Origin of the sequence: Streptococcus salivarius, from assembly GCF_002094975.1 — a bacterium.
In the GTDB taxonomy this organism is placed as follows: Bacteria; Bacillota; Bacilli; order Lactobacillales; family Streptococcaceae; genus Streptococcus; species Streptococcus salivarius_D.
Map to the genome: position 1 here is coordinate 1,537,785 of NZ_CP015283.1, position 13,311 is coordinate 1,551,095.

10 protein-coding genes and 3 pseudogenes are annotated in these 13,311 nt (G+C 38.2%); 10 read left to right on the forward strand and 3 right to left on the reverse strand.

The annotated features are described in order from the left end of the window. Positions 1-197: 197 nt before the first annotated feature. The 6 genes and pseudogenes from V471_RS07185 to V471_RS07210 all read left to right on the forward strand — a co-directional run bounded on the left by V471_RS07185 (position 198) and on the right by V471_RS07210 (position 7,365). Positions 198-2,303 (forward strand): CAP domain-containing protein, encoded by a 2,106-nt coding sequence (locus tag V471_RS07185; protein ID WP_084871340.1) that lies wholly within the window; start codon positions 198-200, stop codon positions 2,301-2,303. Between the two features lie 125 nt (positions 2,304-2,428). Beyond that, a pseudogene (locus V471_RS07190) lies at positions 2,429-3,200 on the forward strand (DUF1003 domain-containing protein). Beyond that, entirely contained in the window at positions 3,181-4,071 is an 891-nt protein-coding gene (gene rapZ / locus V471_RS07195) for an RNase adapter RapZ (protein ID WP_004182413.1), read from the forward strand. The pseudogene V471_RS07190 and the gene rapZ overlap by 20 nt, the downstream one beginning before the upstream one ends. Beyond that, the gene (locus tag V471_RS07200) at positions 4,068-5,042 is read left to right on the forward strand and encodes a YvcK family protein (RefSeq protein ID WP_004182414.1); all 975 of its coding nucleotides are present in this window, start codon (positions 4,068-4,070) and stop codon (positions 5,040-5,042) included. The genes rapZ and V471_RS07200 overlap by 4 nt, the downstream gene beginning before the upstream one ends. Continuing rightward, positions 5,039-5,950: a DNA-binding protein WhiA gene (gene whiA / locus V471_RS07205; RefSeq protein ID WP_002891101.1), complete on the forward strand. Its 912-nt coding sequence runs from the start codon at positions 5,039-5,041 to the stop codon at positions 5,948-5,950. Before V471_RS07200 ends, whiA begins: the two co-directional genes overlap by 4 nt. Before the next feature lie 17 nt (positions 5,951-5,967). Beyond that, entirely contained in the window at positions 5,968-7,365 is a 1,398-nt protein-coding gene (locus V471_RS07210) for a C69 family dipeptidase (protein ID WP_070849698.1), read from the forward strand. 55 nt (positions 7,366-7,420) lie between these two features. Here the strand turns inward: V471_RS07210 and V471_RS07215 are convergent, their stop codons facing one another. Next, on the reverse strand, positions 7,421-8,242 hold the full coding sequence (locus V471_RS07215) for a PrsW family intramembrane metalloprotease (protein WP_049553749.1): 822 nt from the start codon (positions 8,240-8,242) through the stop codon (positions 7,421-7,423). Positions 8,243-8,399: 157 nt separating this feature from the next. Here V471_RS07215 and V471_RS07220 point away from each other — a divergent pair, with 157 nt between their 5' ends. The 3 genes from V471_RS07220 (at position 8,400) to V471_RS11395 (ending at position 11,017) form a co-directional block, all read left to right on the forward strand. After that, positions 8,400-9,944: a metal ABC transporter solute-binding protein, Zn/Mn family gene (locus V471_RS07220; protein ID WP_004182417.1), complete on the forward strand. Its 1,545-nt coding sequence runs from the start codon at positions 8,400-8,402 to the stop codon at positions 9,942-9,944. A gap of 218 nt (positions 9,945-10,162) precedes the next feature. Beyond that, entirely contained in the window at positions 10,163-10,561 is a 399-nt protein-coding gene (locus V471_RS07225) for a hypothetical protein (RefSeq protein ID WP_004182418.1), read from the forward strand. Positions 10,562-10,705: 144 nt separating this feature from the next. Further along, positions 10,706-11,017 (forward strand): hypothetical protein, encoded by a 312-nt coding sequence (locus V471_RS11395; RefSeq protein ID WP_013990490.1) that lies wholly within the window; start codon positions 10,706-10,708, stop codon positions 11,015-11,017. Between the two features lie 54 nt (positions 11,018-11,071). On the opposite strand, the pseudogene V471_RS07235 reads toward V471_RS11395, so the two are convergent. Together V471_RS07235 and V471_RS07240 are read right to left on the reverse strand one after the other, a co-directional pair. Beyond that, positions 11,072-11,473 (reverse strand): annotated as a pseudogene (locus V471_RS07235) (putative sulfate exporter family transporter); the annotation flags it as partial. A gap of 1 nt (position 11,474) precedes the next feature. Then, positions 11,475-12,326: pseudogene (locus V471_RS07240) on the reverse strand (YeiH family protein); the annotation flags it as partial. Positions 12,327-12,498: 172 nt separating this feature from the next. Here V471_RS07240 and V471_RS07245 point away from each other — a divergent pair. Then, positions 12,499-13,212, forward strand: coding sequence for a glycoside hydrolase family 73 protein (locus V471_RS07245; RefSeq protein ID WP_013990492.1), 714 nt, complete (start codon positions 12,499-12,501; stop codon positions 13,210-13,212). Positions 13,213-13,311: the final 99 nt, after the last annotated feature.

Consider the following 13,311-nt stretch of genomic DNA (forward strand, 5'->3'; position numbering starts at 1 on the left):
AAAAGAAACCTGATGAATTATTTTCTACAATGAAAAGTAAGGGTATTGTTAGTTTTTCATTGGTCTGTTCTTAGAAACTTCTATTATTAAAATAATTTGACAATAGAAGTTTTATTTCTTACAATTAAGGTGTAAATAGAAATGTAAGCGATTGCTTATAAAAGGTATATTTGTTTTTAAAAAAGGGGACGAAAACAATGAGAAAAAGTTTACGTTTAATTTCGTGTGCTGTTCTGGGGGCAGCCATACTAGCACCAACGGTTGTTGGTAATAATCGTGCACAGGCCGATAGTTATTATGGCCGAGGTTACTATAATAACTATTCTTATAATCCATGGTATAACAACTATTATCCAAACTATGGTTATAACTACGGATACAATGGCTATTATCCAGGCTATAATTACAATTATGGCTATAACTACGGTTACAATAATTACTATCCAAACTATAACTATGGCTATAATTATAACTATGATTATGGCTATAACAACTATAATCCTGGTTACAACAACTACAACGAATCAGGTACTTACCGCTATAGCAATGGCTATTTGTACTACATCTTGAGTGATGGTAGCTACTATGTTAACTATAACGGTCGTTGGGTTCGTGGTGGTGACTATAATAACAACAATAGTGGTTCTAACAATACACCAACGACAGGTTATGAGGTTTTGAGAAATGACCCTCACTACCGTTATGAAAATGGTACTCACTATTATTTGAAAGATAATGGCGATTATTACTATTATTCAAATGGTAAGTGGGTACTTGTTAAGGCTTCAAGCACAGATTCTGAAGCTCCAACAACTTCAACTGTAGATTCAACGTCATCAGCAAGCTCAGAAGCACCATCAACCGTAGGTTCAACTTCATCTGCAAGTTCAGAAGCGGCCTCAACCGTTGCCTCAACTTCATCTGCAAGTTCAGAAGGGGCCTCAACAATAGATTCAACCTCAGTGGGTAGCTCAGAAGGGGCTTCAACAGTAGATTCAACTTCAGCGGGTAGCTCAGAAGGAGCCTCAACAGTAGATTCAACATCGTCTGCAAGTTCAGAAGTAGCTTCAACTGTAGATTCAACGTCATCAGCAAGCTCAGAAGTAGCTTCAACTGTAGATTCAACTTCATCAGCAAGTTCAGAAGTAGCCTCAACAGTAGATTCAACTTCAGTGGGTAGCTCAGAAGGAGCTTCAACAGTAGATTCAACCTCAGTGGGTAGCTCAGAAGGGGCTTCAACAGTAGATTCAACTTCAGAAGCAGTATCGACTGGTAACTCAAGCTCTGCTGTAACGTCTGAATCTTCTTCAGCAGCAACTTCAGAGACAGGTTCAACATCAGAAACAAGTTCTGAAGCTCCTGAACTTGAAAAACCACCATATGCGCCTGAAACAAACATTGACTATGATAAGTTGCCAAAACCAACATTGCCACCAACAGATTATCGTATGTACTCAGATCCACGATTTGTAGATGACAACGGTACATATTATTACCGTGTGGCTATGACTGATGAAGAAAATGCGCGTGGTATCGATGGTTACTACAAATGGGTTGATGGAAAGTGGAAACTCTACAATGCTACTGCCAATGATGACCCTGAGCTTGACCCAGACTTCCACAAACCAGCAGGAAACGATGAATACATGTATGATGATAACGCTTCAAGTGTTAAATTGTATTCTGAAAATGTCGTTGGTACTGGTAAAGCAGGTGAAGCTTTGCCATTCCAAAATGTGGATGAATTCAAAGATTATGTTATCAAGAATCTTGCTCCAAAATTCTTAGATAATTCTGGTTGGGATTGTAAGGTAACTTGGGAAATTGAAGATGTTGATAACTTCAATGCTTCTAAAGGCAGTGCTTGGGCACGTGATTATGTGATTACAGCCAACCTTAAGAGTGGTGTTGATGACAAAGATTATAAAGACGTTGAATTTGGTTATGTTAAATTTGTTTATCATGTAGAACCAACTGAAAACTCTGATTATGTTGAAGTGGACTCAGCTAAGGCTGCCTTTAATGAAATCAATGCTCAACGTACAGCTGCCGGTTTACCAGCGCTTACATGGTCTGATGATCTTTACAATAGCACAACTCTTCCACACGCCAAAGATATTTCACATACTTACAACAGTGACGGTATTGTTTACCGTCGTGAATCTGATGGTTCAGTTGTTGCAAATAAATGGTTGAGCAGTGGTATTCGTGAACTTCTCATGAGTCCAGATGCTACTCAAGCTGCAGTGGCTTGTGTTGTCGCAGGTGATGGTACTTACTACTGGACTTTGAATTACCAATAAGAAGATGTTAAATTAATTGTCCCAATAATGAGGAGTCTGAGGTTAGTCTTGGACTCTTTTCCTTTATCTATTGAACGTTTAAGCTTTCAATATGGTATAATAGAGCCTAGAAAGAAGGCGAAAATATGCAGGTTAAGAGAGTTCAGGATTATATCTCTAAAGAGTGGTTCGATGAAACCGATGGCTCCTATTTCGAACGTCTAAATAGTCGTTTGCAAATACTTTTGAAAAAAAGATTACCCTGATTTAAGAGGACATGATTTTATTAGTAATATCAGTCTTTTGGATTATAGGTTAGTTTTTCTTGATGAAGTTATTGCTAATGCTAATGAGAAAAACGAACATGTTCGGGAAACCGTTCACGATGTGACCAAGAGTTTATTGTACGAGGATCAAGACATCCAAGAACAATTGGATAGTAGGATCACTTTTGGTCAAAAAGTAGCGGATGAAGTGGCCCGATTTGGTGGATCTTGGACTTTTATCTTGTCATTCGTTGCTTTTATGGCTATTTGGATGGGGCTTAATGTTGTTCAACCTTTTGGGATTGCCTTTGATAAGTATCCATTTATTCTGTTGAATCTGGCCTTGTCCACTTTAGCGGCCGTTCAGGCACCATTGATTATGATGAGTCAGAATCGAGCATCGGATTATGACCGTTTACAAGCGAGTAACGACTATCACGTCAATACCCAGTCTAAGGAAGAAATTCGACTTCTTCATGAAAAAATTGACCACTTGGTTCAACAAGACCAATCAGATCTTCTGACAATTCAAAAATTGCAGACAGAAATGATTATGGGGGTTAGCCAACAAGTTGAGAAGATGTCAGACGATATTCGTGCCTTGAAAGAAGAAAGACTAGAAAGGGAGTCTCATGGGAACGAAAAAAATTAATTTAGTTGTTGTAACAGGGATGAGTGGTGCAGGTAAGACTGTGGCCATTCAATCCTTTGAGGATATTGGATACTTCACCATTGATAATATGCCACCTTCTTTGGTACCTAAGGTTATCGAATTGGTAAAACATAGTGAAGAGACAGATAAGATTGCTCTTGTCATTGATATGCGCAGTCGCTTGTTCTTCGATGAGATCAACGATATTCTGGATAAATTGGAAAGCAATGAGGAACTTAATTTCAAGATTCTATTCTTGGATGCCACGGATGGTGAATTGGTTTCTCGCTATAAAGAGACACGTCGTAGTCACCCACTGGCAGCAGATGGCCGTGTTTTGGATGGCATCAAGCTAGAGCGTGAGCTTTTGTCACCGCTTAAGAGTTTGAGTCAGAACGTGGTTGATACGACAGAATTAACACCACGCCAGCTGCGTAAGGCTATTTCTGAACAGTTCTCATCTGAACAAGACCAATCTTCTTTCCGTATTGAAGTTGTGAGTTTTGGTTTTAAATATGGATTGCCATTGGATGCAGATTTGGTTTTTGATGTTCGTTTCTTGCCAAATCCTTATTATGATCCTGCACTTCGTAACCTCACAGGTTTGGATAAAGAGGTTTTTGATTATGTCATGAACCATAAGGAATCAGAAGAGTTTTACAATCACTTGACACAGCTTATTAAACCAATCTTGCCTGGCTACAAAAGAGAAGGTAAGTCTGTTCTCACTATTGCTGTTGGGTGTACAGGTGGTCAGCACCGTAGTGTAGCTTTTGCACATCGTCTGGCCCAAGATTTAAAAAATGATTGGACAGTCAATGAAACACATCGTGATAAGGATCGACGTAAGGAGACAGTGAATCGTTCATGAGAAAACCAAGAATTACAGTAATAGGTGGGGGAACTGGTATCCCAGTCATTCTTCGTAGTTTGCGTTATAAGGATGTTGATATCACTGCTGTGGTAACTGTAGCTGATGATGGCGGTTCTTCGGGAGATTTGCGTGATATCATGCAACTGACACCTCCAGGGGATTTGCGTAATGTTTTGGTAGCTATGAGTGATATGCCTAAACTTTATGAAAGAGTTTTCCAATATCGTTTTGATAAAACCGATGGTGCTTTGGCTGGTCATCCACTCGGAAATCTAATCATCGCTGGAATTTCAGAAATGCAGGGCTCTACCTATAATGCCATGCAGCTTCTGACGAAATTTTTCCACGTTACAGGCAAAATTTATCCTGCTAGTGAGACAGCCTTGACGCTTCATGCCGTTTTTCAAGATGGTCATGAAGTAGCAGGGGAGAGTAGTATTGCCCAGTACGATGGCATGATTGAGCGCGTTTATGTGACCAATACCTATAATGATGAAGAGCCTAAGGCCAGTCGTAAGGTTGTAGATGCTATTATGAATAGTGATATGATTGTTTTAGGTCCTGGATCTCTTTATACATCGATTTTGCCCAACCTGGTGATACCAGAGATTCGTCAGGCTCTTATCGAGACCAAGGCTGATGTCACGTACATTTGTAATATTATGACTCAGTACGGAGAAACGGAGCAATTCTCAGATGCCGACCATGTGGCTGTTCTTAATCGTCATCTTGGCTCTGATGTGATTGACAATGTCTTAGTTAACATCAAGAAAGTGCCTAAGGAATACATGGCTAGTAATAAATTTGATGAATACCTTGTTCAGGTTGAGCATGATTTTGAGGGCTTACGTCGTGAAGCTAAAACAGTTGTGTCTTCTAATTTTTTGCGACTTGAAAATGGTGGTGCCTTCCACCATGGTGACTTGGTAGTGGATGAGCTCATGCATCTAGTGAGGAACAAGTCATGAGTTTCACAATTAAGGTTAAAGAAGAGATAATTGCTGCTTCAAGCAAAGACAAGGCTGAGTTGTCAGCATTGATTAAGATGTCTGGTTCGGTTGGATTGACTAATCAAGGCTTGACTCTTTCCATCTCAACAGAAAATGCAAAGATTGCGCGACATATCTACCAATTAATGGAAAGTCGTTATCAGAGTAATCCTGAATTGAGACATCACAACAAGACTAATCTCAAGAAAAATCGTGTTTACACGGTTTTTGTCGCTGACCATGTCAATGATATTTTGTCCGATTTACAATTGGCAGATTCTTTCTTTGGCTTTGAAACAGGTATTGAAACATCAGTAATGGAAGATGACGAAGCTGGAAGATCCTATTTACGAGGCGCTTTTTTGGCGACTGGAACAGTACGTGATCCTGAAAAGGGACGTTATCAATTAGAAATTTTTTCCGTTTACCAAGACCATGCAGAGGATTTAGCTTCTCTCATGAAAAAATTTATGCTCGATGCCAAGGTTTTGAGTCATAAAAATGGTTTTGTGACCTATCTTCAAAAAGCTGAGGACATTATGGATTTTCTCCTTGTTATTGGTGCAATGAATTCTAAGGATGTCTTCGAAGAGGTCAAAATTATGCGAGAAACCAGAAATGATCTGAATCGTGCCAATAATGCGGAAACAGCTAATATTGCTAGAACGATTAGTGCTAGCATGAAAACAATTAATAATATTATCAAGATTATGGATACGGTTGGCTTGGAGATTTTACCGGTGGAGCTGCGCCAAATTGCCCAACTTCGTATTGCCAACCCAGATTACTCTATCCAGCAGATTGCAGATAGTATAGAACCTCCTCTGACCAAGAGTGGTGTTAACCATCGTCTCAGAAAAATCAATAAGATTGCGGACGATTTGTAAGTAGAAAGGAAGCTTTTATGGCTTGTACAACGATTTTAGTAGGTAAGAAAGCCTCATATGACGGCTCTACCATGATTGCACGTACTGAGGATTCTCAATCAGGCGTTTTTACGCCTAAAGAATTTCTCGTCGTGCCCCCTGAAGACCAACCGCGTCATTACCAGTCTGTGCTTAGCAATTTTTCAATTGATTTGCCAGATAATCCTCTACGTTATACTTCTGTCCCAGATGCGCTTGGGAAAGACGGTATTTGGGGTGAAGCTGGTATTAACTCAGCTAATGTTGCCATGAGTGCAACAGAAACAATCACGACCAATGCGCGTGTTCTCGGTGCAGATCCTCTTGTTAAAGATGGTTTTGGAGAAGAGGATATGTTGACTTTGGTCTTGCCATATATCAAGACGGCGCGTGAAGGTGTCCTTCGTTTGGGACAACTCCTTGAAACTTACGGAACTTATGAGTCAAATGGTATTGCTTTTTCAGACACTGAAGAAATTTGGTGGTTGGAAACAATTGGTGGTCACCATTGGATTGCAAGACGTGTTCCAGACGATGCCTATGTAACTAACCCAAACCAACTTGGTATCGATCACTATGAGTTTGAAAATCCAGACGACTATCTTGCCTCACCAGACATTCGAAACTTCATTAATAAACATCACCTAGATTTGACTTATTCTAATGAACACTTTAATCCACGTTATGCTTTTGGTAGCCAACGAGATAAGGATCGTCATTATAATACACCACGTGCCTGGGCTATGCAGAAATTTTTGAACCCAGAAAAAGACTATGATCCAAAATCATTCTTTATTCCATGGTGCCAAAAACCATACCGTAAAATTACAGTTGAAGATGTTAAATACGTTTTGAGTCTTCATTACCAAGATACACCTTATGACCCTTATGGACCTCAAGGAGATGCGGTAAGTCAACGCCAATTCCGTCCAATCGGTATTAACCGTACTAGTCAAACAGCTCTCTTGCAAATGCGTCCTAACAAACCATCAGAAACAACTGGTATTCAGTGGTTAGCCTATGGATCAATGCCATTCGGTACAATGGTGCCATTCTGGACTCAGGTCGGAACAACACCTGCTTATTTCCGTCAAACAACTGATAAAGTAGATACAGGTAATTTCTACTGGAGTAATCGCTTGATTGCTGCTATCTGTGATCCTCATTTCCAACAGCATGAAGCTGATTTAGATGCCTATGTAGAAACAACTATGGCTCTTGGCCATGCCATGATTAATCATGTTGATACCGCTTTGGCTAATGATGAAAGTATTGATTTTGAAGCAGAAAATCAAAAAATTAGTGATAAGATTCAGTCAGAAACAGATAAACTATTGGCAAAAGTCTTAGATGATGCAAGTAACTTGATGACCAATCGTTTTTCTATGAGTGATTAAAGTCATCAAAAAAGCCTTTCCATAAAATTGGAAAGGTTTTTTAGTATTCTAAACATTACTTGTTTTCTTCATCTAGTTTCGAGAGAATCTGATAAAGTGTAATGAAAAAGAAAAGATTGACTGAAATGAGAAGGCCTGATGCCCATGGCAAATCGCTTTCTAAATTTCGAAGAGGTGAATTCCAAGCAAAGTGTGCCGCAAAAGCACCGCAAGCATAAAGAATACCAATAAGACTGTACTTGGAATTAATGAGTTTTTGACGTGAACGCCATATAAGGACTAGCCCTATAGCAAGGAAGGACGTGTAAAGCCAGTGAGACGATACAGCACCAATAGTTCGACCAAGAATCCCTGAAACCGTATAAGAAAAACCATCAGGCAAATCTGAAAGAATATAGGAGAAATCTTCACTAATCTGGAAGCCAAGACCTGCCGTAATAGCGACAAGCAAGAGCCCCTTGTAACTTTTTGTTGGCACCATATAGATAGCAAAGAGAAAAGCAGCTAGTTTGAGGGGTTCTTCAACTAGGGGGGCCATAAGGGCATCCTCAAAGCGGTAGAAGAAACTCTTTGAAGAAAGATGAGCAGTCACCCAGTCGTGAGAAATGGTATTGGCATAACCAGCTATCCATCCTGTAATAAAGACTCCACCAATTAGAGCAAATATGAGAACAAGTGGTTTCACCTGCCATCTCTTACCTAAGTATCGAACCAGAAATATTCCTGGTAGGATATAACATAAGGCAATTAGTGTTGATAGTCCAATAATACCGTATGCTGAACCAGACAAGGCACCTGAGGTGTATGATTGTGTATCATAAGTCAGGCCAATGGATGCAAGCAATAAAAAAAGATATAGGGTTAATTTACGAAACATGTATAACCTACTTTCCAAATGATATTTCCAGTATATCAAATAATTCTTTTTCATCGAAATATTTCAATTTTTTTATTTTAGTACTTGCAAAATAAATGAAGTGTGATATACTTAACCAGTAAACTATTAACTGGTTAAGTATTTTGAAAGGAATATCATGAAAAAGAAACGCATTTTTGGCCTAGCAGGAATAGCAGCAGTTGTTTTAGCTGCTGGTGCAGGTATTTATTATACGACTAGTCACCACGGTTCAAAAGGAAATAGCGACTTGAAGGTTGTGACCAGCTTTTACCCTGTTTATGAATTTACAAAGCAGGTTGTTGGCGATGAGGGAGAGGTGTCTTATCTTATTCCCGCTGGTAGTGAAGCCCACGATTTTCAACCATCTACTAAGAATGTCGCTGACATTGAAAAAGCAGATACTTTCGTCTACCTAAATGAAAATATGGAAACCTGGGTTCCAAAAGTTGAAAAGTCTATCAACACTAAAAATACAAAAATCATTAAGGCAAGTCAAGGCATGGTTCTCTTACCTGGAATAGAGGAAGAAGATCATGATCACGGTGGAGAAGAGCATCACCACGAATATGATCCTCATGTTTGGCTCTCACCTAAACGTTCTCAAAAATTAGTTGAAACTATTAGGGACGGTTTGATTGCTCAACACCCAGATAAAAAAGCAGTCTTTACAACCAATGCTGAGAAATACCTTAAAAAATTAAAGACTTTGGATAAGGAGTATACTGAAGCCTTAAGTCAAGCGAAACAGAAAAGTTTTGTTACCCAGCACTCAGCTTTTGCCTACCTTGCTTTAGATTACGGTTTGACACAAGTACCAATTTCAGGTGTTTCAGCTGAATCTGATCCATCTGCAAAACGTATCGCTAGCCTTTCTAAGTATGTCAAAGAATATGACATTAACTATATCTACTTTGAGGAAAATGCTTCAAGTAGCGTTGCCAAAACCTTAGCTAATGAAGTAGGAGTTAAGACAGCAGTTTTAAATCCAATTGAATCACTAACTAAGGAACAGTTGAAAAAAGGTGAAGATTATGTCAGTGTTATGACTGAGAACCTAAAGAATCTTCGTTTAACAACAGATGTTGAAGGGAAAGCTATCCAACCTGAAACAGGAAGTGATGATAAGAAAACAGTCCAAAATGGTTACTTTGATGATAAAGATGTTAAAGATAGAGAACTTTCTGATTGGTCTGGTGAGTGGCAATCGGTCTATCCTTACCTCCAAGATGGTACTTTAGATCAAGTATTTGAATACAAATCTCTATTGAATAAGGATAAAACCGCACAAGAGTACAAAGAATACTACACTAAGGGCTATCAAACAGATGTTTCTAAAATTGCTATTGATGGTAAAAAGATGACCATGACTTTCACAAAGAATGATGGAAGTAGCGTGACACACACTTATCGTTATGATGGTTATAAGATTTTGACTTATGCTTCTGGTAAAAAAGGTGTCCGTTATCTCTTCACAGCAACTGACAGTCAAGCTGCTGACAATCCTTACCAATATGTCCAATTTTCAGATCATCAAATAGATCCAACAACTTCAGCACATTTCCATATTTTCTTTGGTAATAGTAGCCAAGATGAGATTCTAAAAGAGATGGATAATTGGCCAACTTACTATCCTGGAAAACTTAGTGGTTTGGAAATTGCCCAAGAAATGGTTAGTCATTAATACTAGAATTGCACTCATTCGTGAGTGTTTTTCTTTTTTTAAAAAATCTTTCATTTCTTAAACTCTTAGAAAATTGCTAGTGTCATTATTTTTAAACAGAAATTTAAAGCATGGTATTTTTTCTAAAAAAATCCTGTAAAAAATTAAATAATTACTACATTTTTTCATTCTTTAGTGGTACAATAATAGTACGATTTTCAGATGACCAGGAGAGACCCATGAACCAGTATTTAGTAGCGATACATTATATTCAACTGCTTCAAGCAGAACTCGATATTCTAAATCATGATGCACGCTTGCTTTTTGATTTAAAGATTGAACCGAATCTTGCTAAACGAGAGCTTGCTGACTTGAAAGTATCCCTATCTAAATTATCTGACAAAAACCTTTATATCGAAGGTACAATCTGGTATCAACCAAGTTTGTTTGCAATCATTGATCAAAATTTAGGGGTTATTGATGACTGGCTCAAGGAATTAGATGACTTCTTTGAATTTACCTATAGTACAACAGTTTTTACTGTTTTGAAAGAAAATGAAAATCGAAGTTACGACTTATTACTTGGTCTCTATAGCCGTCTTGAATACGTTATTTCAGAAATAAAAAATTGCCGTTAGTCCTTAACGGTTTTTAGTTTGTAATGGATTTACAATTTAGATTATAAACATCAAATAATTTGACAAAATCTCCAAATATATGTAGAATAAATTTGATAACGCTCTAATAAAAAGATTCTTAAATTAAAGGAAAATAATGAAGAAGTGAGTAATCAGGGGTTGAAATCAGGGGATTTTTTGAAATATTATTTGGTGAGCCTTAGTTCACTTAGTGTTTTGTGCCTTATTTTTTATGGACTCTATTCTCTAAACGGGCTTATGCCTTTGTCTTTAGATGGTTCTTCACATATTGATGTGAAACATTATTCTGGACAGGCACCTACATCAGTAAAAAAAGACGGTGTTTATAGGGTTCAGGATATTAGCGGTGAAACTAAAAGTTATCAAGTTGATTTGAAAGTAACAAACGATGGGGACAAGGTTATTCAAACCTATGTCTTTGAGTATAAAAAATGATTCTATAATAAAAACTCACAAACTTAGCAAGATTGTGAGTTTTTTAGATGTCTTTTACCAAAGTCCTAATACCTTTTGCATGAGAAGAGAAGCAAGACTGATTAATAACCAACAGACTCCTCCCACTAGAAGTGCTGAGCCTCCTTTAGTGATTAGTTTTTTGAGATTTGTTTGGAAACCAATAGCTGTCATTGCCATAATAATCATAAATTTCGAAAGGTCTTTTAAAGGTGAAAAGACGGCAGGTGTTACACCGAGTGACATTGAAACAGTTGTAATCAGTGAGGCCAAAAGGAACCAAAGGATAAAGTTAGGCACTGCTTTGGTTAGCGAGAATGCTTCCTTTGTATTGTTCTTTCGCGACTGCCATACAGAAAGCCCAAGAGTTATAGGGATGATAGCAAGTGTTCGAGTCAACTTAACAATTGTCGCCTGCTCCAGAATGGATGTTCCATAATTTCGAAAGGTCTTTTAAAGGTGAAAAGACGGCAGGTGTTACACCGAGTGACATTGAAACAGTTGTAATCAGTGAGGCCAAAAGGAACCAAAGGATAAAGTTAGGCACTGCTTTGGTTAGCGAGAATGCTTCCTTTGTATTGTTCTTTCGCGACTGCCATACAGAAAGCCCAAGAGTTATAGGGATGATAGCAAGTGTTCGAGTCAACTTAACAATTGTCGCCTGCTCCAGAATGGATGTTCCATGTAAGCTATCCCAGGAACTAGCTGTAGCAGTTACAGAAGAAGTATCGTTGACAGCTGTTCCAGCAAATATGGCAAAGCCTTGATTACTAAGTCCCAACCAGGATCCCAAGTGAGGGAAGAGTAAAGCCGCTAAGATGTTAAAAAAGAAAATTACAGAGATTGCTGTTGCAATAGATTCATCTTTAGCCTTGATTACAGGAGCGGTTGCAGCGATAGCAGATCCCCCACAAATAGAGGAACCAACACCTACTAAAGTAGCAATTTCACTATCTAGCTTGAACACGCGATGGACGACATAAGCAGTAAGCAGTGCCGTAGTAATAGTCACTAGAATAATGGGAAGTGATGTTACGCCAACCTTAAAGACTTGGGAAAGATTTAGTCCAAATCCAAGAAGAACAACAGCGTATTGTAATACTTTTTTAGAAGTGAATTGCATTCCTGTTTTAAGTTTCTGAGAATCTCTTAGAATAATTCCTAGCAGAAGACCTATAAATAAACCAAGGACAGGCCCACCAATAATAGGGAATAAGTTTCCAAGGAACCATGCTAGGAGAGATATAAGTATTGCAATACTTAATCCGGGTAAGAATTCTTTTATTTTCATTCATCTATCTCCTTAAAATTTGACTATATTATAGCTTATTATAAATATGATGTAAAGGTGATGTTTGCTTTATTTATCAAGGAAAATAGTTCTGAAAGTTGCGACTTGTCAGTTTTTCTGATAGAATAGTATTAAAATATTATAATCAAAAATCTTATGAAGGAAGGGTTGTATGTATCGTCATTTAAAGAAGTATATGATTTTTACCGTGGGAGCTTTTATGTGTTCACTTTTTTTGGTTCTAGCTTTTACAACAGATAGAAAAAATGATAACAGTGTTAATGCTAAAGCTGAAGCTGCTTACAATCAAACTACGACGGCTTTTATTGATAATATCGGAGAGACTGCTAGACAGATTGGTCAAGATTACAATATCTATGCTTCTGTTCTAATTGCTCAAGCCATTCTGGAATCAAATTCAGGTCAGTCAGGTCTGAGTCAAGCTCCTTATTACAACTTCTTCGGGATTAAAGGCACTTATAATGGGAATTCTGTGACCATGCGTACATGGGAAGACGATGGTACAGGGAAGACTTATGAGATTGATGAACCTTTCCGTTCTTATGGAAGTCTAAGCGATTCTTTAGCCGATTATGCTGCTTTGATGACGTCATCAACTTATGCTGGCACATGGAAATCAAATACAAGTAGTTATGCAGATGCCACTCAAGCATTGACAGGAACTTATGCAACTGACAGTCTTTACGCTTCTAAATTAAATAGCATTATTGCATACTATGGTTTGACTGCCTATGATCAAGCTCCAGTTACCCAAGCAACTGGTTCAACAAGTGGCCTTGTTTGGAACAGCTATAGGGGCTCATATACAGATGCTGAGACCTTATCTATAGATGAGGCTTGGGCAAGCTATAAAAATTATAAATAACAATGAGAGTCGAAAGGCTCTTTTTTTGTGCACTAAATTGGACAGTTTGGGTGATAAAAAGTCCCCAACATTAACATTCTGTGCTGGGGACTAACATCT